The 23394-nt window shown below is 33.7% G+C and carries 20 protein-coding genes; 11 read left to right on the top strand and 9 right to left on the bottom strand.

What is annotated here, in order from left to right:
• The first annotated feature begins 212 nt into the window (after positions 1–212).
• From DNU06_RS00100 to nadC, 7 genes are all read left to right on the top strand, one after another.
• Positions 213–1985 carry a CHASE domain-containing sensor histidine kinase gene (locus tag DNU06_RS00100; RefSeq protein WP_111061173.1) on the top strand — a complete coding sequence of 591 codons (1773 nt, stop codon included), beginning with the start codon at positions 213–215 and terminating at the stop codon, positions 1983–1985.
• Complete coding sequence (locus tag DNU06_RS00095; protein WP_111061172.1) at positions 1975–2373, top strand: response regulator; 399 nt, start codon at positions 1975–1977, stop codon at positions 2371–2373. Before DNU06_RS00100 ends, DNU06_RS00095 begins: the two co-directional genes overlap by 11 nt.
• Positions 2374–2437: 64 nt before the next feature.
• Positions 2438–3004, top strand: coding sequence for an RNA polymerase sigma factor (locus DNU06_RS00090; protein WP_158526785.1), 567 nt, complete (start codon positions 2438–2440; stop codon positions 3002–3004).
• Positions 2991–3200 (top strand): hypothetical protein, encoded by a 210-nt coding sequence (locus DNU06_RS00085; RefSeq protein ID WP_111061170.1) that lies wholly within the window; start codon positions 2991–2993, stop codon positions 3198–3200. The genes DNU06_RS00090 and DNU06_RS00085 overlap by 14 nt, the downstream gene beginning before the upstream one ends.
• Before the next feature lie 30 nt (positions 3201–3230).
• On the top strand, positions 3231–3785 hold the full coding sequence (locus tag DNU06_RS00080) for a CPBP family intramembrane glutamic endopeptidase (protein ID WP_111061169.1): 555 nt from the start codon (positions 3231–3233) through the stop codon (positions 3783–3785).
• A gap of 107 nt (positions 3786–3892) precedes the next feature.
• The gene (locus tag DNU06_RS00075; RefSeq protein WP_111061168.1) at positions 3893–5056 is read left to right on the top strand and encodes a sigma-54-dependent transcriptional regulator; all 1164 of its coding nucleotides are present in this window, start codon (positions 3893–3895) and stop codon (positions 5054–5056) included.
• A gap of 1 nt (position 5057) precedes the next feature.
• The gene (gene nadC, locus DNU06_RS00070; RefSeq protein WP_111061167.1) at positions 5058–5927 is read left to right on the top strand and encodes a carboxylating nicotinate-nucleotide diphosphorylase; all 870 of its coding nucleotides are present in this window, start codon (positions 5058–5060) and stop codon (positions 5925–5927) included.
• Between the two features lie 233 nt (positions 5928–6160).
• Here nadC and DNU06_RS00065 read toward each other — a convergent pair whose 3' ends face one another.
• The 3 genes from DNU06_RS00065 to DNU06_RS00055 all read right to left on the bottom strand — a co-directional run bounded on the left by DNU06_RS00065 (position 6161) and on the right by DNU06_RS00055 (position 10655).
• Complete coding sequence (locus DNU06_RS00065; RefSeq protein ID WP_111061166.1) at positions 6161–8215, bottom strand: hypothetical protein; 2055 nt, start codon at positions 8213–8215, stop codon at positions 6161–6163.
• A 136-nt stretch (positions 8216–8351) separates the two neighbouring features.
• On the bottom strand, positions 8352–9737 hold the full coding sequence (locus tag DNU06_RS00060) for a tetratricopeptide repeat protein (RefSeq protein ID WP_111061165.1): 1386 nt from the start codon (positions 9735–9737) through the stop codon (positions 8352–8354).
• Between the two features lie 66 nt (positions 9738–9803).
• Positions 9804–10655, bottom strand: a complete 852-nt coding sequence (locus DNU06_RS00055; protein ID WP_111061164.1) for an EI24 domain-containing protein — start codon at positions 10653–10655, stop codon at positions 9804–9806.
• A 97-nt stretch (positions 10656–10752) separates the two neighbouring features.
• Here DNU06_RS00055 and DNU06_RS00050 point away from each other — a divergent pair, with 97 nt between their 5' ends.
• A complete protein-coding gene (locus DNU06_RS00050; protein WP_111061163.1) occupies positions 10753–12825 on the top strand; it encodes a vWA domain-containing protein in 2073 nt (690 codons plus the stop codon).
• Here DNU06_RS00050 and DNU06_RS00045 read toward each other — a convergent pair whose 3' ends face one another.
• Genes DNU06_RS00045 through DNU06_RS00035 form a run of 3 tightly spaced genes read right to left on the bottom strand, consistent with a single transcriptional unit; the run spans position 12826 to position 14842 of the window.
• Positions 12826–13734: a cation diffusion facilitator family transporter gene (locus tag DNU06_RS00045; protein ID WP_111061162.1), complete on the bottom strand. Its 909-nt coding sequence runs from the start codon at positions 13732–13734 to the stop codon at positions 12826–12828.
• Between the two features lie 2 nt (positions 13735–13736).
• On the bottom strand, positions 13737–14054 hold the full coding sequence (locus DNU06_RS00040; protein ID WP_233502895.1) for a DUF1801 domain-containing protein: 318 nt from the start codon (positions 14052–14054) through the stop codon (positions 13737–13739).
• 29 nt (positions 14055–14083) lie between these two features.
• Positions 14084–14842, bottom strand: coding sequence for a cyclase family protein (locus DNU06_RS00035; RefSeq protein WP_111061160.1), 759 nt, complete (start codon positions 14840–14842; stop codon positions 14084–14086).
• A 95-nt stretch (positions 14843–14937) separates the two neighbouring features.
• Here DNU06_RS00035 and DNU06_RS00030 point away from each other — a divergent pair, with 95 nt between their 5' ends.
• Together DNU06_RS00030 and pyk are read left to right on the top strand one after the other, a co-directional pair.
• Positions 14938–15357: an IPExxxVDY family protein gene (locus DNU06_RS00030; RefSeq protein WP_111061159.1), complete on the top strand. Its 420-nt coding sequence runs from the start codon at positions 14938–14940 to the stop codon at positions 15355–15357.
• A gap of 11 nt (positions 15358–15368) precedes the next feature.
• Entirely contained in the window at positions 15369–16796 is a 1428-nt protein-coding gene (gene pyk / locus DNU06_RS00025; RefSeq protein WP_199398963.1) for a pyruvate kinase, read from the top strand.
• A 146-nt stretch (positions 16797–16942) separates the two neighbouring features.
• On the opposite strand, the gene DNU06_RS00020 is transcribed toward pyk, so the two are convergent.
• Positions 16943–18277 carry a T9SS type A sorting domain-containing protein gene (locus DNU06_RS00020; protein ID WP_158526784.1) on the bottom strand — a complete coding sequence of 445 codons (1335 nt, stop codon included), beginning with the start codon at positions 18275–18277 and terminating at the stop codon, positions 16943–16945.
• 10 nt (positions 18278–18287) lie between these two features.
• Entirely contained in the window at positions 18288–18707 is a 420-nt protein-coding gene (locus tag DNU06_RS00015) for a hypothetical protein (protein ID WP_111061156.1), read from the bottom strand.
• A gap of 311 nt (positions 18708–19018) precedes the next feature.
• Here DNU06_RS00015 and DNU06_RS00010 point away from each other — a divergent pair, with 311 nt between their 5' ends.
• On the top strand, positions 19019–21622 hold the full coding sequence (locus DNU06_RS00010; RefSeq protein ID WP_111061155.1) for a M14 family zinc carboxypeptidase: 2604 nt from the start codon (positions 19019–19021) through the stop codon (positions 21620–21622).
• Positions 21623–21798: 176 nt separating this feature from the next.
• Here DNU06_RS00010 and DNU06_RS00005 read toward each other — a convergent pair.
• A partial coding sequence (locus DNU06_RS00005; RefSeq protein WP_146239089.1) for a PKD domain-containing protein occupies positions 21799–23394 on the bottom strand: 1596 nt, incomplete at its 5' end.

Genomic DNA, 23394 nt, shown 5'->3' with positions numbered 1-23394 from the left:
TTGAACGTACTAGCCTTTTTGGTTTTATTCGTTGCAGCTTTTTCTAGGGGCGTAGACAATTTTTTAAACCATGAATTTTGGAAAGGTTTTTGTTAAGCTGTCCATATTGTATTTTTTTATTTAAGGAAATAAAAGGATGACACAAACGGCAGAAGAAGGTTTTACAGGATAAAAAAGGGGGAGAGGATAAATTAGAAGTTTAATGATAAAATATGAACGAAAAAAAAAATAGCTTTTTATCCATTTTCCATAATGCTTATACGGCATGGGTTATATTATTTGTTTCTATTTGCTTAACTATATTAGCTTGGTGGATTTCGTCTAATTTTTCGGAGCAATTGGCAAAAGACAGATTTTTCGCTAAAGCGGATGAGGTGGCAATTGCAATTGATGAAAGAATGATTACTTATGAGCAGGCTCTTTGGGGTGGGATAGCTTTATTCAATAGTTCTGATGAGGTAACACGTTTAGAATGGAGAAATTATGTGAACACCCTAGATATCAATAACCGACTGCCTGGTATTCAAGGTATGGGATATGCCATACCGATTGCAAATGAAGCAAAGGATTCCTTTGAATTACAAATGATAAAAGATGGCTTTTTCGATTTTAAAATTAAACCCGAAGGAGTAAGAGATACTTATACTTCGATTCTTTATTTGGAGCCATTCGATTGGCGAAATAAACGAGCATTTGGATACGATATGTGGTCGAATGAAATGCGTCAAAGTGCCATGCAAAGAGCGATTGATTCTGGTGAAGCATCCACTTCTAGTATCATTACTTTGGTACAAGAAACTGAAACAGATGTACAGAAAGGTTTTTTAACCTATTTACCTGTTTATAAAAAAGGGGCTGATCTTTCCACCGTCGCAAACCGTAATAAATTTTTTAAAGGTTGGGTGTATAGTCCGTTCCGAGTTGGTGATTTAATGAAAGGTATATTGGGCGAAAATGTATTGGGGTTTGATTATGAATTGTATGATGATGACCAATTCAATGAAAGTAATTTACTCTTTGATTCGGATTCACTCATCCATCTTTTAGACCATGAACATCAACCAGATTTAACCATCCAGATTCCTATATCCATCCAAGGTAGAGATTGGGTAATGTACGCGCATTCTACCGAAAAGTATATTACCAGAGGTGAAAGGTTACTGCCAAGGGTGGTTGCATTTTTTGGATTTGTAATTGATGTGTTATTGTTCTTTGTAATATATTCTATTCAAGGAAATGAGAAAAAAGCAAGGTTATTGGCTTTAGAAATGACAAAAGACATTCGAGAAAAAACAAAGGAATTAGAGCGGAGTAATAAAGAGCTTTCTGAATATGCTTACATCACTTCACACGATTTACAAGAACCATTGGGTACCATTAAAAGTTTAGTCGAAATTATTGTGGACGAAAATGAAGATAATATGGCACCTGAAACGAAAATGCAATTTGGTTTTATAAAAGATTCCGCCCAAAGAATGAGCAACATGATTCGTTCTTTATTGGAGCTTTCCAGGATAGGTAAAAACGCTGTTAAACAGGAGGTGGATATACAACAAGTTTTAGTAGATGTTAAGGCCGACTTGTCCAATAAAATAAAAGAAGTGAACGGAAAAGTTTCTTGGGAGGGGAAATTTCCTAAGGTAATTGGCTATGAAGCGGAGCTTAGGATGTTGTTTCAAAATTTAATTTCAAATGGGTTGAAATTTAAAAGAAAAGAAATAAATCCTGAAATACATATTTCTTACCAATTTAAAAATGGGATGCATGAATTTTTTGTTGCCGATAATGGAATTGGAATTCCTGAAAAGCACCATGAGAAAATATTTAATATTTTCAATCGTTTACACGATAAAAGCACGTACGAAGGAGAAGGTATTGGTTTGGCACATTGTAAAAAAATAGTAGATTTACATCAGGGTGAAATATCAGTTAATTCTACTATAAATGAGGGGACAACCTTCAAAATCTCTTTAAATGAAAAATAAATTCAACTGTATATTACTTATTGATGATGAGTTAAGCACGAACTACATCCATAAAAGAATTATTAGTAAACTTGATTTATGCCTTGAAATCATAATCAAAACAAATGCGCAGGATGCCTTAAATTACTTGCTAGAAGAAGAAAATAATATACCAGATTTAATATTTTTAGATATTAATATGCCTGGCATGGATGGTTGGGAGTTTTTAGAGGAATACAAGCTATTAGCAGCAGAAAAAAGAGCCACACAAACTTTATTGATGCTGTCTACATCTATTAATCCAGACGATAGAGAACGGGCAATGCGCAATGACAACGTTAAGGATTTTATGAATAAGCCGCTTACGGAAGAGTCCTTACTTTTTATAGCGGAGACTTATTTAAAATAAGATTTTCGATAGTTTGTTACTTTTTAAGGTAATGGAATTATAAGGGTAAAATATAATTTTTCTTTTGAAAGATAAACATAAATTTTCTGAGGATTATAAGTTTGTGCAAGCTGCCCAACAAAACAGGTCGGCTTTCGGTTATTTGTATGAAAAGTATTTTGAAAAACTCTATCGGTATATTTTTGTAAAAATTGGGGAGAAGCAAACTGCAAATGATTTATGTCAAGCGGTTATGCTAAAGGCCATGTTAAATCTACATAAATATGAAGATAGGGGATACCCATTTTCGAGCTGGTTATATAAAATTGCAGGAAATGAAGTAAATTTGTATTTTAGAAAACTTAAAAAAATGCAGGAAGTTAGTTTGTCGCCAGCAAATTTAACAGCATTGATGTTAGAAGTAAAGATAGAGAACCCTGGGGCAAAAAGCACGCAAGAAGTGGTGATTGATTTGATGAATGAGCTAGAAACTGCGCAGGCTGAAATGATTGAATTAAGGTTTTTCTTGGGCTTTTCCTTTAAAGAAATGGCACATTATTATCAAGTTTCAGAAGCTAATGTAAAGATGAAACTATATAGGTTATTAAAAAAAGTAAGGCGACTTTATGGCGCAAAAAATGAAAAAATATAGCATAAATAGGGATAAAGATAAAGAAATGCCTAGTGGGGATGAAATTGAGAAAATGAAAAATTTTTCACAATTGAAACACCAATATGACGAGGTATTAAAAAGACCGAAAAAACCTATATACCAGAATAAGAAACTTTTTTTACTCTTGTTGTTGATTTTATTGATCTCTTTTTTGCTTTCACAAACGTTGACTTAATATTAAATGTAAGTCGTAGATTTGTTACTCATGATAAAGGATGTATTAAAAAGCCAATTGACAGTTATGGGATTGATCACCTTAATCGGTTTCCCTTTATTGGCTTGGCCTTTACTTTATTTTCAAAATATTTCATGGCGGTCTTTATTTGAAATTGCCCCTGAAGATTACTTCCAAATTCCCTTATATTTATCCATTGGAATTGGCTTTGGAATTTGGATGATTTGGCTGTCTGAAAAACCATATTTTGAAAAAGGATTAGGTCCTATAAAAGATAGATTTACAGATTTAAACCTAACCACTTTTCATGTTTTTTTTCTTGCCATAGCTGCAGGCGTGGGAGAAGAAGTGTTTTTTAGAGGAGCTATTCAACCTTATGAAGGGGTTTGGAGTACAGCCATTATTTTTGTAGCCATCCATGGCTATTTTTCTTTTCAATATAGAACCATTAACTTGTTGGCTATTTTTTTAACCGCTTTTATTGTCCTCATTGGATTTGCTGCAAAAAATGAGAGTTTATGGTTGGCGGTGGCCGCTCATTTTAGTTACGATTTAGTATTACTGTTTTACTATAAAAATAATTAAAGTTTAGAATCTTACTTTTTAAAATAGACTCTGGGAAACGGGTTGAAAAAATCGTTTAAAATTTCTATCTTTACCACTTTAAAATTATTTTTTGTAAAACAATAAGCATGACCAAGATATTAATCATTGATGATGAGATTAGCATTCGTAGAACACTGAAAGAAATTTTAGAGTTTGAAAGCTATAAAGTAGACGTTGCAGAAGACGGGTTAGCCGGTTTAAAGGCAGCTAGAGAAAATCATTATGATGTTATTTTTTGCGACATTAAAATGCCACAAATGGACGGTATTGAAGTGTTGGCTAATTTTAAATTAGAGAAAATTTCAACGCCAGTTATCATGATTTCGGGACATGGAAATATTGAAACAGCTGTGGACTCTATTAAAAATGGGGCTTATGACTTTATTGAAAAACCTTTAGATTTAAATAGAATCTTAGTCACTATAAAAAATGCATTAGATCGAAGAGATTTAGTGGAGGAAACAGTGGTATTAAAAAAAGAAGTAAAGAAATTAGCCAAATCATCTACGATTATTGGTGATTCAGCGCCCATACATGCTATTCTTGAAATGATAGCAAAAGTTGGTCCAACGGATGCAAGGGTATTAATTACTGGACCAAATGGCTCAGGAAAAGAGTTAGTGGCAAGACAGTTGCACGAACAAAGTGGTAGAGTTAAGTCTCCATTTATTGAGGTTAATTGTGCAGCAATTCCATCTGAACTAATCGAGTCTGAATTATTTGGACATGAAAAAGGAGCCTTTACTTCTGCAAATAAAATGCGAAAAGGTAAATTTGAATTAGCAGATGGAGGGACGTTGTTTCTAGATGAGATAGGAGATATGTCCGCTTCTGCGCAAGCAAAAGTGTTAAGAGCGTTACAAGAAAATCAAATCACAAGAGTAGGTGGAGAAAAACATATAAAAGTAGATCCAAGAGTGGTTGCTGCAACCAATAAGGATTTAAAGAAAATGATTGAAAACGGAGAGTTTCGAGAAGACCTTTACCACAGATTAAGTGTTATTAAAATAGAAGTACCTTCTTTAAATGATCGTGCCGAAGATATTCCAATTCTTGCTAATTATTTTATTGCTAAAATTTGTCAAGAATATGGTATTGCTACAAAAACTTTTAACACTGCTGCATTGGAGGCACTTTGCGCGGTAGACTGGACTGGAAACATTAGAGAATTGAGAAACATTGTCGAAAGATTGGTTATCTTATGTCCGAGTGAAATAAGCGAACAAGATGTTAAACTTCATGTAAAATAAAATGAGCGTACAAATTCCAGATTACGATATTATTCAGACAATTATTGAGCAAGCTTTAAGGGAAGATGTGGGAGATGGAGATCATACTTCATTGGCTACAGTTCCCGCTGAGGCGAAAGGAAAAGCAAAATTGCTCATTAAAGATGATGGTATACTTGCTGGGATGGAATTAGCGGAAATCATTTTTAAAAAAGTAGACCCCACTTTAGAAATGGTTACCTATAAAAAAGATGGAGATGTAATTAAAAAAGGGGAAATCGCCTTTCATGTCAGTGGTAGTTCTCGCTCTATCCTAACCGCAGAAAGGTTGGTCTTAAACTTTATGCAACGCATGAGTGGTATCGCCACCCTTACCAAAGAATATGCTAGTTTAATTGAAGATTTACCCACTAAACTATTAGATACCCGCAAAACTACTCCTTGTGTTAGAATGATGGAGAAATGGGCCGTTAAAATCGGTGGGGGCCATAACCATAGGTATGCTTTGTATGATATGGTGATGATTAAAGATAACCATGTTGATTATGCAGGTGGAATCACGAACGCTATTGATAATGTTGCTGCCTATTTAAAGGCGAATAATAAAGTATTGAAGGTAGAGATTGAAACTCGAAATATGGCTGAGGTAGCTGCGGTGGTTAAACATGGAAATGTAGACCGTATCATGCTGGATAATTTTAGTCCAAGTGAAATTACTGAAGCCTTAAAAATAATACCTAGAGATAAGTTTGAAGTAGAAGCCAGTGGAGGTATCAATAAATCAACGCTTAGAAGTTATGCTTTAACTGGGGTAGACTTTATTAGTTCTGGTGCTTTAACCCATTCTTACCAAAGTTTAGACTTGAGTTTAAAAGCAGATTTTAAAATCTAAATACCTCCTCCATTTTTCGTGGACCTAAAAGATACTGTTGTCATTTTTGAAGCTTGATTAAGGAAATGTATATTTCTTCAGTGTATGGTTAAGTAGCGGGTTCTTGTCTTTTTTTATGGCGAAAAGCTGCTTGATTCTTATAGATTACTTCTTGATAGTATCCTTCTTTTGTAGGACTAAAGTCCTGCACAGCGTCAATTAACTACTTTATTTTCACAAAGATTTTTAAGGACTTATTGCTTCTTTTCAAACTCTTCTAAGGTTAAGTATTTTCCTTTATAGAGCACTTTAATACTTGGGTCGGTTAATTGGTAACCTTGGTATTCTTTTAATAAATCTTCTGCTTCCTTTAAGGTGTTTACTTTTTTAGAGTAATACTTGGTTGTACCATCCTTCTCTTTGATTGGCTGTACGCCACCAATAGATAAGAACTTTTGAATAACATCAATTGGAATTTCGTTTTCGAAGGAGCCCAATAATATTTGATAATTGATAGAAGCTGGATCAATTTTAGGTTTGTCGCGTTTCGGAATAGTGTCTAATGGTCTTGGTTCAACAAAAGAGGCAATTTCTTTGGATTCGTCGTAAGAGTTTGGTAAAAATAATACACCAGCTTCCTTTAAAGAAATTCTTTTTTGATCTTGGTAAGCCACTACTTCATTCTCTACAATTCCTTTTTTCTCTACCAGTGTTCTAGAGAGAGTTTTCGCATCTTTATAGGAGTCGTATACGCCAGCATAATACCTTACTTTTCCATCTTGGCCTTTTGCAAAGGTGATGTTTTCAATACCTCTATAAATACTATCGGCATTAATAGGTGTGTCAAAAGTTCCTAATTTAACCCTAAAGCTAGGTTTTGATTCATTGTATTCAGGTAAAGGTTTTCCTGCGGCAATGTTTATTTTTTCAATTTTATCTACTACCTCGGTATTTATGGCTTTAAAGTCGCTATTATTTCTGGTTTCTTTACCAATCTCATCTACTACCACTCCCTGGTTTTCAAGACTTGTTTTTGCTGCAACTGCGTCTTCAATAAATTCATATTTACCTAAAACATAATAAACGGTATCTCCTTTAGTTACAGTTTCAAAATCAGTGTAGCCTAAGTACTGGTGTAGGTCATTTGCAGAGATACTTTTATGTTCTTTCCCTACAATAACAACATAACTTTTATTACCATCTTCTCCACGGCCTTTTGTTTTTACAATTTGTCCTTTGTCATTTTTAAAATCAACCCTTAAAAAATCTTCCTCAAATCCGTAAGCCAATCCAGTTGAATCGATTAATAATTGTTGAATTCTCAAAAATTCAGCTTCAGTAATGGTTACCCCGTATTGGTTGACATAATTACCTTTCGGTGTTACTTCCTCATCAAAATAATCCGGCACGCCGTCTTCATCTGTATCTAAAGGACAACCAAACTCATTTACTAAAGCTTCTAATGGCGTAGCAAAACAATCATCCAAAGCATCAATAACTCCATCACTATCCCAATCCGTTCTATCGTATAAAGCCAATAATTCTTCTTCAGTTAAGAATTCATCTTCGTCCTCCTTTTTTAATTTTTCTAAATCGTAACTAATCCCAATATTTGAATACAAAATAAAGTCATTCCTAGCATCTCCTTTTCGTTCACCACTTCCTGCTACTGAAATGTTATCCAATAAATCAGTGAAAGTATAATTTAAAGTAGCACCAATTCTAAAGTCGACTCTAGGTGTCATGTGAAATTCAACACCAAAGGAAATAGGTATGGCAAAACTTTGCTCTTTATATTTCCCTAAACTGTCAATGTTTTGTTCTCTTAAATCTGTTTCGTAAGTGTAATCTCTAATCAAGGGTTTTGCATTGTTTGCTCCAGGATCATTTTGGGCTAAATTCATGATAGAACCATCCGTCCAATAATAGTATTTTTGTCCATTAGCATCATATAAATCTGTTTTTGAAAGGAATTCAAAAGTAGAAAAACCTATACCAACATATGGATTGAAAAAAGAGCGGGTAGGATCGAAAAACGGATAAAAATTGTATTGTAGACTAACGCTGGCCATTCTGACCCTGGATTCGAAATTCAAATTCCTAGTCAAGGTTCTTTCGTTGGCACTAACTTTTCCATAAACGGCTAAAAATTCTAAATTAAAAGCTTGTGTTAATGGTGCATTTAAAGTGACATTTCCTCCCATACGATTAACTGTAGAAGAGAAGCCGCTTTGGTATTGCTGAATTTCACCAAAATAAGCTACCGTTCCTGTACCGATACCAATCCTTGGTTTTAAGACACTGTTCAAAGTGTCGAACTGTGCATTGACTGTGAAGATACTACAGTAGCACAATATAAAAGCGAAGTATTTGAATATTGGTTTCAACTAAGTTAGGGGTATATTTAGGGCTAAAATAATTAAAAATAACGGATTTAACAACTAATTATAAACTTGAAAATATTTTTTCAATTGCTTCGGTAGTAAGGTTCACTTCAAAAATATCTCTTCCTCCCAGTCCACCGTTATTGTCCGTGCTTAATTTACTGTAATATGCTTTTTTTAATTTTGGATAGAAAACAAAATGTGTTTCGTCAGATACATCATTAATTGGGAAGCCAATGTTGATTGGCGTAGACCAATTTTCTCCTACTTTTTTGGATACATAAATGTCATAACCACCCATTCCTTCATGACCTTCAGAGCTGAAAAATAAATATTTATTATCCCCACTTACAAAAACAGTAGTTTCTTGCTGTGCCGTGTTGATGGTATTTCCTAAATTTTCTGCTTTTTGCCAAACATCAGCTACTTTTTTACTGGTCCAAATATCTGCTTTTCCCTCTCCGCCTATTCTTTCACTGATAAAATACATGGTATTTCCATCTTCTGTGAAAGTCGGTGAAGCTTCAAAGTAAAAAGTATTCAAGGACCTATCGAATGGTTTTGGTGATGCCCAATTTTTTTCTTTGTTTAATGTCGAATAGTAAATGTCGGTACTTTGTGTATTTATTTTTTCATTTAATAAGCCTTCCGTGTTAATGGTTAAATATAAAACAGCACCATCTGCAGAAAAACCAGCCATGTCATCAAAGCCTTGGGAATTTAATTTTACAATCCTTGGGTCTAAGTTTTTTCCTGTTGTCCAATCCTTGCTGGTAGCATCCCAATCGGAAATTAAAATATCTGAAAAATACTTACTGTCACCAGCACTTTTGCCACCACCAGTATTCTGTGCTTTTCTAGAAGAATAATATAATTGCTGTCCATCATTAGATAAAAAAGCAGCATAATCATCATGCCTTGAATTAACCGTTGCACCCAATGGTTTAATAGTAACATCTAATGGCGTTTTAATCATTTCAAGTCCTCTTTTACATTCCGAAATCTTTTTATCGACTAACAGTCCTTTTATTCTAGACTTGGGCATGGTTAATAATGACATTTCATAGGCTTTGATTGCCGCATCAAAATTACCTAAACGGTGATTCGATTGGCCAATTACATATTGTAAATCTTTATTTGCATTGGGGTCATTACTTTCTGCAATTTTAGCATATTTTAAAGCGGTACCATAGTTCCCTAAGGCTAAATGACTTTCTGCTACCCAGTAATTAGCGTTCGCATGATTTTTATTAATACTCAAAGCTTCCCTAAATTTTAACAAGCCAAGACGGTATCTGTCTTCATTATAAAATGTTCTTCCATCTGAAATTAATATTTTTATTTCTGCTTTTTTCAGTATGCTCAACGTGGAATCTGGCGGGGTAGATTCAAAGGCGTAAACAAGACTGCTTAAGGATAAGAAAAGTAGGAATAAGGTATGTTTCATAGGAGTGGTTAGTGTTTTATCAAAACTACAATAAAAAATTATTTTATACTAAAATATAGTCGACATTTAACTTTTAGGGACTTTTTTTAAGTCAACGATCTCATTCATAGATAGCGTAGCTGCCGCAATGGCAATTATCGGACTCAAGGCTGCCATAGTTAATAGACTCCATGCCCCAATTTCCCAAAGTTGACCGTAGCCAAATTTGGCGATAATAGCGTCATGGTTATTTGCAATGTAAAAATAAAGTAAAAATAAGGTGGAATAAACACTGCCCGTTGCAATGGCTAGTCCCTTATGTTGTGAGACAAAATAAACACTTTGCTGAATGTTTAATCTTCTTCTTTCATTTACATAATCGATAAAACTAAAGCCATAATAATAAAAACCAACGATAAAAGGAATAGCAAATATGATAAAGCTCTTTGCCGATAAATCGAAGAAAGAAACCAAACCTAAAAATATACCTACAAAAATATAATACCAAATTAAATTTCTTAAAGCAATAATGGCACCTCGCTTAATGTCATTGATTAAATTTTTAAAATTAAAAGGATAGGCATTGCCTGTTAAAATTCCTTCAATTTTTTGGGATAAAATAGCTAAAATTGGCGATAAGAGTACTACGACTATGTATAAGGTGAATTGGGTAAATATGATGTATAAGCCATCAAAAAAATACATGGCAATGGTTTCGTAAATCAATTGATTGATGGTTTCAATACTCTCTGATTTAACCGAAAGTTCATTACTAATATTTAATTCTATGGTTTGAAAATAATTACCTAATAAATAAATACCGATAAAGAGGATAAGGGGAAAGATAAAATAACCGTAAAGTTTGTGGCTAAATAGAAATTTAGTCCCTATCCAATAGTTTTTTAACCCGATTCCAAACTCTTTAAAAAATTGTAGCAATGTGTTGTTTTTTCAATTCAGTTTTAAAATTAGTAGATAAAACTAAATATTAACAGACTTAAAGAAAGTATTTTTTACTTTTATCAAAAAAAAATAATTGAAATTACTATTTACATATCAACCAGCCTGGATATTTTTAATCATAGTCTTAGCACTTGCCTATAGTTTTACCTTATATTATCGTGAAAAAATATTAGTCGATTTAAAAAAATACTGGTTATGGATTTTATTCGCGTTTCGATTTTTGAGTGTCGCCATTATTGGCTTGCTATGCTTGGGGATTATCTTAGAAAAATTCAATAATAAAAGTCAGAAGCCAATTATTTTTATTGTGCAGGATCAATCGGAATCCATTATTCAGACAAAAGATTCCAGTTATTATAAAGGCGCTTACTTAAAAGAACTGCAAATTTTTTCTAATCACTTAGCGAATAAATTTGAAACCATTAATTATGGTTTTTCAAATGTCGTTACCAACGAATTAGACAGTAGTTATGACCATAAATTGACAGATGTTTCTATGGCATTAAATCAAATTTATGACCAATATGCTAACCGTAATATTGGGGCTATTGTACTGGCAACGGATGGTATTTATAACCAAGGACAAAATCCAGTTTATACTTTAAACCGAAAACCTACTGTACCAATTTACACTATAGGTTTAGGGGATACTGCTGTTTTAAAAGATGTTTTGATTGCTGATTTGATACATAATGATATTGCTTTCTTAGGTAATGATTTCCCGGTGCAAGTAAATATACACCAACGTGGTTTTAAAGGAAAAACCTTAAAAGTAAGTCTAATGCAAGGGGGAAAATTATTGCAAAGTAAATCTATTCAAACCAAAGGTGAAGAAGAGGACATAATAGTTGATTTTACTTTGAACGCTAAAAGTATTGGTTATAGAAAGTATATGGTTTCTGTAACACACCTGGCAGAAGAGTTTACTTACCGAAACAATGAGAAGAATTTTTACATGAATATTATGGATGGCCGTCAAAAAATATTATTGACATATAGTGGCACCCATCCCGACATAGGAGCCATTAAGTATGTGATTAAAAATAATGATAATTATGATGTAGATGCAAGTGCTATTGTCGATTTAAAAGGAGACTTAAAGGGGTACGATTTAATTATTATGCACAATTACCAAAAAGGCAATCCAGTATTAGATGAAATGGTAAAAACGAATGCCACGCCAGTCTTAAATATTATAGGTTTAAATGCTGATTTGAATGCCTTGTCAAATGCTAATATTGGATTCTCTGGGCAAGGAGGTAAAAAAGAAGATGTCAGCTTTTCACCTAATCCAAATTTTAACGAAATAATTTACCCTGCAGAAGTAATGCAAATGTTAAGTAAGGCACCACCTTTGGCTACTCCCCAAGGCAATATGAAGTTTTCAGGCGGTGTAAATGTAATTGGTTTTCAAAAGATAGGGAATATCAATTTGACTAAACCCTTGGTGTATGTGAATGAAAAAAGAAACAATAGGTATGCGGTTATTCTAGGGGAAGGAATCTGGCGTTGGCGTTTATTTGATCAAATGCAACACGAGTCCACCGAAAATTTTGAAATATTTATTTCTAAATTAATTACCTATCTCGCGGTGAAGGAAAATAAAGACCCATTTAAAGTTAATATTTTGAATGAGTATAACGAAACAGACCAAGTGTTGGTGCGTGCAGAATTGTATAATGCGAGTTACGATTTGATTAATACACCGGAAGTGAAGTTTACTTTAAAAGATGAAGATGGAAAGGAATTAAACAACGTATTTTACCGTTCCTCAGCTGCATATGAATTGAACTTAGGGAATTTAAATCAAGGAATTTATTCTTGGGAGGCAAAAACCACCTTTAACGGGAAAGTATTTAACAAAAAAGGGACATTTATTGTCAAGGAATCAAAGTTAGAATTGGCTTACCTTACTGCCAACCACCGACTGTTAAAAAACATGTCTCAATTAACTGGTGGACAATTTATGTTACCTGCTCAGTTAGATGAATTAGAACAGGTTTTGTTAAACAGAGAAGACATTTTACCAATTACCTATCAAGAAAAAGCATTTGACGATTTGATAGATTATAAATGGTTATTTTTTATGGTTGTTTTGTTTTTATCTGTAGAATGGTTTATTCGTAAATTTCAAGGCGGATATTAATCAATCTTGTATAATTAATACTTTTTCATCTTCTCTAAAAAATTCTGGCTGAAACATGGTATGTGAAATATTGAAGTCTTTTCGAACCATTTCTTCAATGGACTGACAAACAGCATCAAATTCGGACAAGGTAATGTCTTCTTCAAACTCTAAATGAGCTTCTAAATAAATATCCTTGTCATTTAATTCCCATAAGTGCACATGGTGCATATTTTTTACTTTAGGAAATTTACAAACGGCAGTTTCTATATCTAAAATAGACAAGTGCTTTGGACTGAACAACATGAGAATAGATACTGATTCTACTACGATTTTAAGACTCAAAAAGAACAAGTAAATAGAAATTGTAATAGTCAATAAAGGATCAATCCAATAAATACTAAAAAAATGCATCATTAAACCGCCAATTAAAACCGCGACTGAAATAATTAAATCCGAAAATAAATGGATATAAGCCGAACGCATGTTCAAGTTATCCTTGGCATCTTTCTGTAAAATTAAGACAGAAATACCATTGCCAATTATGGCTACTAGGGACAACCAAATCACATAATTGGTTGCAATGGGTTCAGGGGTTATTAATCTAAATGCTGCTTGGTAAGCCAAATAAGCAGAAACAATAATTAAACTAACCCCATTGATAAAAGCGGCAATTATTTCGGCTCTTTTATAGCCAAAAGTATGACTCAAGGTTTGTTCTCTTTTGGTCATTCTATCGGCAGTATAACTTATTACCAAAGAAATGACATCTGTAAAATTGTGTAATGCATCAGATATTAATGCTAAACTTCCTGAAATTAGGCCACCAATTAACTGTCCTACTGTAATAAAAATATTGAGTAAAATAGTAAAAAATAACTTTTTACCCTTGATGGATGTGGTGTGGTTGTGGTCGTGGTTTACACTCATTTCTATTCGTATAATGCAATGGCAGTGTTCATTAATGTGGTCAGGGTTTCCATGTCAATGTCTTCATAAGGGTCAATATAAAAAGCCTTCATTTTCTTTCTTTCTCCTTGCACCAAGCTTGGGTGATCCATCTCGTTACCTCTGGTAAAACAAATATAAGGATGTTCGGTTTCTTTATCCATCCATAAATAACAAAACATTTTCCCTTCAAAAGTATAAAATGGCAATTTCCATTTGTAGGTTTCCCTTATTTCGGGATGAAAACCCGTAATGATGGAACGCAAAAAATACAAGCAGGATTGTTGTGGTTCTGCTTTCATTCTAAAAAAGGTTTCTAATTCTGATAACATTAGCTTTCTATTGGGTATAAAATGGGTTTACTTGGAGAAGCGTCGTTTTCTAAACTGATAATTTGCAAGTTTAAAATGTATGGTCCATCCTTCACTTCAATGGGAACATAAATCAATTCTGTGATCGTTTTATCTAGTCTTGGTTGGTCTGGATAATTCCAAAAAGTATGATGTGCCATTAACTTACCATTGTCATTTTCACGATCAACAGAAGGTAAATCAATCAACAAGTGTAAAATGTTTAATGCATTAATGTATTCAATGGCGTCTTTGGTCAAGTAAGGTGGGTTAGTATTCGAATAATTTTTATTTTTCTTCACCACTTCATTAGGCAATGTTCTGATGATAATCGCTTCAAAATTTTTTTGATCACCTATTTGGTTTGCTAATAATTCCTTGGTGATTATCCAATCATTTTCACCAAAATCGGTGTTTTTAAAAGATTCAGGTTGCACAGTAATTAATAATGCATGGTAAAAAAACTGTGTGAGTGATTCATTGATACTATAAAACTCCCGACTAATGTGTCCTACGTTTTCGGTATGTGTGCCATTCCCATGTGGATTCAGCAATATGTTGTTAAAGTTGGTACTGCCACCTTCTGTAACTTTTCCTATAAATCCATCTCCTGTCACCGGCCAAATTTTTACAGGTGCAACATACCAAGCTAAAGCGCCTGAAGTTGGACTAAGGGGTAAGGAAATGTCAATCCCATTTTTAGTGTCAAATTTTTGATTGTTAGTCGTTTTAAGAATCATTTTGTAGAAATGTGAAAGATTTAAGCATAAATATACTTAAATGGTAAACATATAAATTTATTGTACGTATAAAAATTAATACATTTGTTACGTCTATGGCCAAACATAAGTTATTTTTAGAAGAAGAATACAATTTTGATTTAATCGGAATCTGTTGCAGTCATTCTGATTATAGATTATGTTGGGCAATGAATAGTGCATTAGAGATTAATTTAAGTAAGTCGGATGATTATTATTTAAAAAATAAAAAAGATGGAGAATACTATTTTTCATTTTATGAGTATACAGATGAGGAGACTTTTCAATCTTATTATTTATTAAAAAATCTATCCTTTGATAATTATAAGCGATTGATTCCTGAACAAGATCAAATCGATTATTTTTTGATAATTAAAGACAATTACGACTTAATACTTAATGATTTCTTAACGCGGTTAAAAAAAATAGACTGTATTTTAACCGCATTTAATTATGACCCCGAACAACTGAAGTCGAAAGCGAACTTGTTGTTTTAAAATATATAAATATGATTAATAAAAAAACAAAAATTGTTGCCACAATGGGCCCTGCATCTACTAATGATAAGGCTGTATTGAAGGAAATGATTCTAAATGGTACCAACGTATGTCGATTAAATTTTTCGCATGGTACCCATCAAGATCATTTGAATACCCTGAACATGGTGCGTGAAATAAATGAAGAACTTGGATATAGCGTCGCATTATTGGCGGATTTACAAGGTCCAAAAATCAGAATAGGTGAGGTAGAAAATAACCATGTCGATTTGATTAATGGCGAAGAATTGATTATCACGACTAAGAAATGCATGGGTACAGCGAAAAAATTGTATCTTACTTATCAAACCTTTCCACAAGATGTTGCTGTAGGGGATAAAGTTTTGTTGGATGATGGTAAATTAGAATTAGAAATATTAAGCTCTAATAAAAAAGATGAGGTTGCTGCTAAAGTAATTCATGGCGGTAAATTATCTTCTAAAAAGGGAGTGAACTTACCCAATACAAAAATTTCATTACCTAGTTTAACGGAAAAAGATTTAATTGATTTGGAGTTTGCTTTAAAACATAATGTCGATTGGATTGGACTTTCTTTTGTGCGTTCGGCAAGAGATATTATTGAATTAAAACACATCATATCAAAACATACTAGTAATGCCAAGGTGATTGCTAAGATTGAAAAACCAGAAGCTGTTGCGGATATTGATGATATAATCATTCAAACAGATGCGGTAATGGTAGCGCGTGGTGATTTAGGGGTGGAAGTGCCAATGGAAAAAGTACCAACCATTCAAAAAATGATTATCCGTAAATGTCGTGAATATGCAAAACCTACTATTGTGGCAACGCAAATGATGGAAAGCATGATTGAAAATGTCACTCCTACAAGAGCTGAGGTAAATGATGTCGCTAATGCGGTATTAGATGGCGCGGATGCCGTAATGTTATCTGGAGAAACTTCAGTAGGTAAATTTCCAATAGAAGTGATTAAGGCCATGACCAAGATTGTTATGGAAGTGGAAAAGTCAGACGAAATTTACCACAAAGAAGAGGTGCCAGAAAAAAGTCAAGAACGGTTTATTTCTGATTCTATTTGCTTTAATGCCGCTCGACTTTCACAAAGGGTAGAGGCAAAAGGTATAATTACCATGACTTTTTCAGGGTATACCGCCTATAAAGTTTCCTCTCAAAGACCAAAGTCAGATATATTTGTATTTACTGAAAACCGCCAGATTTTAACACAATTAAACCTGGTGTGGGGAGTACGTGCTTTTTATTACGATAAAATGGTAAGTACCGATCATACCATTGCAGATAGTAAGTACATCTTAAAGAAAAATGGTTTTTTAAAGGCGAATGACTTGGTCATCAACATTGCTTCAGTTCCTATTGAAGAAAAAGGTCCTTCAAATATGGTGAAATTGAGTCAGATCGATTAGGAGTAATAAATCGTAATATTAAAGTGTCAAGTACAGTTTATTTATATTCTGTAGAAGACTTAAAATTATTAATTAAAGCTGAACAATGACGTCGTTGTTCAGCTTTTTTGATTTGTACTGTTTTTTTTAGACATTAATTTTAAGAATTATTCTACAATGAATGTTGAAAATTGATTACCTGCTTGATCTTTTAGCTTTAAAAGGTAAATACCAGGACTTAAATTTGTTTCGATAACCGCGCAATTTGAGTTTACCGTAAATTCATGGTAAATTTTTTGTCCTATGGTATTGTATATTTCTATTTCCATTCGCTTAGACAGTCCCGAAATTTTAACTTGAAAAGTCCCATGGTTAGGATTTGGAAATAAGTTTATATCCGTAAAGTTTTCTTGCATCAAACCAAGGTCATATTCGCAATTTAAACTAAAATACGATTGAATATCTTTGTTTGTCCAAGTGTTATTACTAAAAGCTACATTATCCACTTGAATACAAGTTAAATTAGGGTTGTCTCTTGTGTCAAACTCATAATCAATTAAAATCGCATGGTTATTACCATTTTGTACATTCAATTGCTCTAAATTATTACTGGCACAATTAATCCATCTTAAAACAGGATTGTGTTGAAGATTTAGTATTTTAATATGGTTAGAGTCGCAGTCTAAAGATTCTAAAAAATTTAAATTAGAGACATCTAATTTAGTTAAATTGTTTTTTTTTAATCCAAGTAGGGTTAAGGAGTCTTGAAAACTGAGGTCAATGGAATCAATTTGGTTTTTAAATAAATTTAAGCTTTTGATTTTCGAATTTTGACTCAGGTCTATTTCACTTATGAAGTTATTCTCAAGCGTAACATATCTTAAAAGATGGTTTTGTGTCAAGTTAATTTCATTTAAAGAATCTGAACATACTAATTTAATTAAGTTCTGATTCGAAGTGATGTCAATACTGTCCATGCTGACATTTTGAATTAATAATATTTCTAAATTCGCGTTTTGGCTAAAGTCAATGGATTTGCAATTTAAACTGCCAAGTCCTATATATTCTAAATTTGTATTATTGGTAATCACTAAGGTATCTATTGAGGAGTTTGTAAATTGAATTTTTTTAAGGTTTGTGTTTTGGCTTAAATTAGGGTTATTGACCGACACGAAATTAAGGTATAACTCATTCAGTGAGTCCATGGTGTGAATGGGTAATGTACTGCCAAAATATGTATTGATTTGAAGATACCTTAAATTAGTAAATGCTTCTAATCCTGTTAAATCACTAATGAATTGGGAGGAGATAGAAAGTGAGTCTATGGCTTCAGCATTTGAGTTTAGAATTTGTCCATCAGCAATTGGACCTGAATCAATGTTTAAGTTGATGAGGTAAATTTCGAATGAGCCATCTGGAATACTTGTGTATTGACTTTTAAGTGTAAAACAATTACCCAAGAGGAATAGGAAGATAATTAATTTGGCAAATATTTTTTTCATAAAATAAAAATTAACACTTAAATACAAGTTGAACATCCCATCCATTTGGAGGATAATACCAGTTTCCAGACATGCCACCTCCAGACATGCCACCTCCAGACCCATTACCCCAATTCCAATTATTTCCTACACAAAACATTGTTGGTGTTGTAGTTACCACCCATGGTGATTGACCACCGGGTACAATATATTGAGCGGTTGCACTTACCCAATGTGCGGAAGGATCATTCGCATAGAACGCTTGTAAATTTATAGCAGAAAAACCAGGGACCGTAAATTGTTGAAATACATAATTCGAATAATTTTGATTTCCAGGGCAATCTTTAATTACTAATACTGTTACCGAGATTGAAAGTTCACATTTATTAATTACTTTCAAATCTAAAACTTGACTAAAAGCTTTATTTTCTTGGTACAAGACACAAGACATTAAAGATGTACTTTTTCATAAAATGGTTTTTTGAATTCAATACTAAGTTATATAATTTAAATTTAAACTCCAAATATGTAAACTGTTTTTCATGAGTGGGTTAATGGGGTTTTATGTGCTGACTGACTAATGTCTTGTTTTGTTCTATTTTAAAATATTCTTTTTTGTATAAGTCTTTAGTTGACATTAATTAAGTAATCAAAAAAGCAAGTTATCTTAATACAATATTACTTCTTAATGGATCAATTTTAGATAATTGACTTCAAATAATTATTGTTAACTTAGACCATACACTATTAAATAGTTATGCTATGATTCGTTCTGTTCTGTTGTTTTTCTTATTGCTTAGTTTTAATGGTTTTGCGCAAAGCTTGAAAGATGATGCTTTAAGACCACCCATTTATCAAAGGGTCGGAATCAGTCTAGCTGCTAATGAGGTTTTAGAAACATTGCATCATTTAGGTATTGATTTAAGTTGTGGAGCCACTTTAAAGCAAGACAGTATTTTTATTGAATTGAATGAAGTTGAGTTGGCTGAATTATCGAATCATCAGATAAACTATCAAATAATAATCCCGGATCTTACGCAATATTATAGTGACAGAGCAGTAGAAAATTTACCCCAAGCCAGGCTTGAATTGGAGAAAATGAAATTAAATCAAGGCATTAAAGGACAAAGTGTATTAAAAAATGTTGGACAGTATAATAGCTGTGATGAAATTGATTGGGACGTACCTTCAAACTGGCACCTAAACCCGCAAAATTCCCCAAATTCATTTGGTGGTTGTTTAACCAATGCCCAAGTAATGCAGGAGTTGGATGAAATGCGGGCACAATACCCAAATTTAATCTCATTAAAATTGGATGCCTCACCTATAAATCAAACCACCATACAAGGCAATACTATTTATTATGTACGGATTTCTGATAACCCAGATGTAGATGAACCCAATGAACCCGAAGCCTTATACCAATCTTTAATTCATTGTCGTGAAGCAAGCTCAGTGATGCAATTATTGTATTATATGTGGTATTTGTTAGAACATTATGACAGTGATGAAAGTATTCAATATTTATTAAATAACCAAGCCTTGTTCTTTATTCCAGTTTTTAATCCTGATGGTTTTTTATACAATGAAGCGCAAAGCCCAAATGGAGGAGGCATGCAGAGAAAAAATATGAATGGGGGAAATGCTTGTGGCCAATTCTCTGATGGCATTGATTTAAATAGAAATTCAGCTTATTATTGGGGGAATGGTGGGTCGTCCACTTCACCTTGCAATGCAACTTATATGGGGACTGCTCCTTTTTCTGAAAATGAAACACAAATCATGCGTGATTTTTTCTTACAACATGATTTTAAATTATCATTGAATCACCACAGTTATAAAAATGCCATGCTGCATGCTTATGCGGGAACAGCTATTCCAAATCCAAGAGCAGCTGAATACGCTAAATATAGTCACGATATGAGTTTTTATAATCGCTATGCATACGGACCCAGTTCCTCCATTAGCGCTTTAAACAGTGGCAATATGAATGATTGGATGCAAGGAGGTGTAGCAGGTGTGAGTGCAAATGGAACCGCTACTGGAGTGGGGTCGGGCAAGCATACTTTGGCTTGGACACCTGAAAATGGAAATAGTAACGAGGGTGGTTTTTGGCCTACACCATCAAATTTTGTTCACATTGCCAAAAGGGCCATGCGAATGAATTTTTTGGCAGCTTATTATTCCGGTACCTATGCAAAATTGCACGATTTAAATAAGCTTGCTGTGGATGCCATGAATGATTCCCTGTTTTTTGGAATAGAAAATCTGGGCCAAACACAAGGTGTTTTTACCGTAACTGTAAATCCTTTATCTTCAAATGTATTGTCAGTTGGTCCTCCAGTAATAATTAGCGGGATGAATGTTTTGGAGCAAAGTGAAGTTGGGATAAATTTTATTTTAGATCCCAATATTCAAATCAATGATACCATTCAATACCTGGTCACTTTAACAAACAACTATGGATCTGATAGCCTATTGTTTGAATCTACCATTACGCAGGTTTATAAACCAAGCATTATATTTAAAGATGATCCAGATTTTGTTGGGTTAACCAATTGGACGGAATACGGTGGCAGTTGGTATTTAAGTCCTGATGCTTTTTCAGGAAGTCAAGCTATTTCATCCACAAATACGGCGCCTTATTTGGCCAATCAATCTAAATCCATTCAATTAAATAATTCTTTTGATTTGAGTGTTTCCAGTAATGTACATATCCAATTTTACACAAAATGGGACTTGGAACGCAGTTTTGATTATGTTCAATTCGAAGTCTCAACTGATGGATTGAATTGGTCTCCCTTGTGCGGTAAATTAACAAAGCCGGGTGGACCAGCATCAAACAGTACTTATTCTAATAAGTCAGCTAGCAATGGTTTTCAGCCAGAAGGAGCGGCTTTGTATGATGGAGATATGAATGGAAATTGGCAACAAGAGGAGATTCTCATTAATATAGATCACAATTCATTTTTTTTAAATCAAAGTACGGTTTATTTTAGGTTCAATATGAATACTGATTATAGTAACCAACAAAGCTCATATTCAAATGCAAATTTTGAAGGCTTTTCTTTTGATGATTTTACCATTTATAATGCGCTTGAAAATGTTTTGTCAACAGGAATTGAAAGTGTTAATCAACTTAACTTAGCAATCTATCCAAGTCCTTTTACTGATGAGGTAAATGTTACGCTGCATGAGGAAGAAATGATTCATACTATTCTTATCTATCAAGTAAATGGACAATTAATTTATCAAGAAGAAAGTTGCAATGCGTTTAAAATGAAAATCAATACGAGGGAGTGGAGTAGCGGTATTTATTTTATTCAAGTGAATGAAAAAGCAATTCATAAAATGGTGAAGTTTTAGAACGAAGAAGCTTTTGGTATTTAGCCCTTAGATTTTTTATAAAGAAGTTAATTTAGCGGTTAGTTTTTAGCCATGAGCCGTTAGCTTTTTGGTGGTTGGAATATGAGGTTTTGGTTTTCGGAAAATGAGAATAAAGACTATGATCTTAAGTCTAGTTTCTATTGTAAAGTATCTAGTTATCTAACCACCGTCACATAGCCCGAATAAGTATGCTTCTTATCCGACATGGTTTCGGTGAAGTCGATTTTCCAAACGTAGGCTGCTTCGGCGACAAATTGGTTTTGGTATTGTCCGTCCCAACCTATGTTTGGGTCTTGGGTCTCAAAGACAATTTCTCCCCAACGGTTATACAATTGCATCCTAAAGTTGTAGATGTCTACTCCCGAAGTAAATTCAGGTTGAAAAGTATTGTTGATATTGCCTGAGTTTGGGGAAAAGGCATTGGGGATAAAAAACAAAATTTCATCTGCAATGCTAATGGTTGTTTGGTAAGTATCGTGACAATTGGCGGACTGGTCGTAAGCGGTTAACACCACACTGTATTCCTTGGCAATTTCTGGGTACACATGACTCGGACTGACTACCGCAGAAGTTTCATTGTCTCCGAAGTTCCATGTAAATGAACCCGCATTGGTGGATTGATTTTGAAAGACTAAATATGGATTTGAAATGCTGGGGTCTTCAGGAGTGTAAGTGAAATAAGCGGTGGGACGAGGATAGACTTGAATGTAATTGGTATAAGTAATGGAATCCACACAACCTGAGTGGGTCTCGACTTTGTATTGCACATCTATTCCTAAAGGAATTTCATCTGAATTTTGAAAACAGACCAATGGATTTTTCAAGTTAGAAGTCTGTCCATCTGAAAATGCCCAAGTGTAAGTTCCACCTGTATGTGCTGTGGAGGAATCAGAAAACTGAATGCAATCCCCGCTGCAAATTTGTGAATTAGACAAAACAAAATCTGCCGTAAAATTATTGAAAATGGCAATGCTTTTACTGGTGTCGTGTACACAACCAAAACCACTGGTGATTTGTAAACTGACCGTATAATTACCATTGGCAGTATAAACATGGTTTGGGTTTTGAATACTCGCTGTACCTATGTCACCAAAGTCCCATGCGTAATCATTGATATTTCCACTCGAAATATTAGACGCATCAAAAAAAGATGCGTTAAAGCAAGAAGAAGTAAAAGTAAAATCCGCGACAGGTTGCGGGTGAATGGTGATGTTTAAAGTGCTGGTATCGGTACAAGCAGAATCTGAGATTGCTACCAACCGAACATTGTAATTCCCTGCTTGGTTGAAAGTGTGACCAGGTTCAAATAAAGCGCTTGTAGTATTGTCCCCAAAATCCCATTCGTTATTGGTAATGGTGCCTAAAGCAATATTGGAATTATTGTTTAAATTAATGGACTGAAACACACAAGTATCTGTAATGCTAAAATCTGCTATTGGATTTGGATTGACAAAAACAGTCTGCACCAAGCTATCCGCACACCCTTGGTCCGACTGGGCAAAAAGTTGGATGGAATAAGAACCCGTATTATTATAAATATGATTTTCAATGGAATCAATCCCAAAAGTATTGTCTCCAAATTGCCAGTGAATGCTGTCAATAGAACTAGTTCCTGCAATTGTTGTTAAATCGTTAAGCACAGTTCTTTCAACTAGGCAGTTGCCATTGATTGAAAAATCGACAACTGGACTCGGATGAATGGTAATGGTTTGGGCGGCGGTATCGGTACAGCCTAAATTCGTTTCAACAAT

It is taken from the genome of Putridiphycobacter roseus, assembly GCF_003234935.1.
GTDB lineage: Bacteria > Bacteroidota > Bacteroidia > Flavobacteriales_D > Crocinitomicaceae > Putridiphycobacter > Putridiphycobacter roseus.
This window is presented reverse-complemented; position numbering and strand designations above follow the sequence as displayed.

What these genes read in the sequence shown, in the direction of transcription:
- pyk (WP_199398963.1), top strand. Translation starts at nt 15,369, where the DNA reads ATGATTAATAAAAAAACAAAAATTGTTGCCACAATGGGCCCTGCATCT.
- DNU06_RS00100 (WP_111061173.1), top strand. Translation starts at nt 213, where the DNA reads ATGAACGAAAAAAAAAATAGCTTTTTATCCATTTTCCATAATGCTTAT.
- DNU06_RS00075 (WP_111061168.1), top strand. Translation starts at nt 3,893, where the DNA reads ATGACCAAGATATTAATCATTGATGATGAGATTAGCATTCGTAGAACA.
- DNU06_RS00080 (WP_111061169.1), top strand. Translation starts at nt 3,231, where the DNA reads ATGATAAAGGATGTATTAAAAAGCCAATTGACAGTTATGGGATTGATC.
- DNU06_RS00030 (WP_111061159.1), top strand. Translation starts at nt 14,938, where the DNA reads ATGGCCAAACATAAGTTATTTTTAGAAGAAGAATACAATTTTGATTTA.
- DNU06_RS00085 (WP_111061170.1), top strand. Translation starts at nt 2,991, where the DNA reads ATGAAAAAATATAGCATAAATAGGGATAAAGATAAAGAAATGCCTAGT.
- DNU06_RS00015 (WP_111061156.1), bottom strand. Translation starts at nt 18,707, where the DNA reads ATGTCTTGTGTCTTGTACCAAGAAAATAAAGCTTTTAGTCAAGTTTTA.
- DNU06_RS00040 (WP_233502895.1), bottom strand. Translation starts at nt 14,054, where the DNA reads ATGAAAGCAGAACCACAACAATCCTGCTTGTATTTTTTGCGTTCCATC.
- DNU06_RS00095 (WP_111061172.1), top strand. Translation starts at nt 1,975, where the DNA reads ATGAAAAATAAATTCAACTGTATATTACTTATTGATGATGAGTTAAGC.
- DNU06_RS00020 (WP_158526784.1), bottom strand. Translation starts at nt 18,277, where the DNA reads ATGAAAAAAATATTTGCCAAATTAATTATCTTCCTATTCCTCTTGGGT.
- DNU06_RS00045 (WP_111061162.1), bottom strand. Translation starts at nt 13,734, where the DNA reads ATGAGTGTAAACCACGACCACAACCACACCACATCCATCAAGGGTAAA.
- nadC (WP_111061167.1), top strand. Translation starts at nt 5,058, where the DNA reads ATGAGCGTACAAATTCCAGATTACGATATTATTCAGACAATTATTGAG.
- DNU06_RS00035 (WP_111061160.1), bottom strand. Translation starts at nt 14,842, where the DNA reads ATGATTCTTAAAACGACTAACAATCAAAAATTTGACACTAAAAATGGG.
- DNU06_RS00060 (WP_111061165.1), bottom strand. Translation starts at nt 9,737, where the DNA reads ATGAAACATACCTTATTCCTACTTTTCTTATCCTTAAGCAGTCTTGTT.
- DNU06_RS00010 (WP_111061155.1), top strand. Translation starts at nt 19,019, where the DNA reads ATGATTCGTTCTGTTCTGTTGTTTTTCTTATTGCTTAGTTTTAATGGT.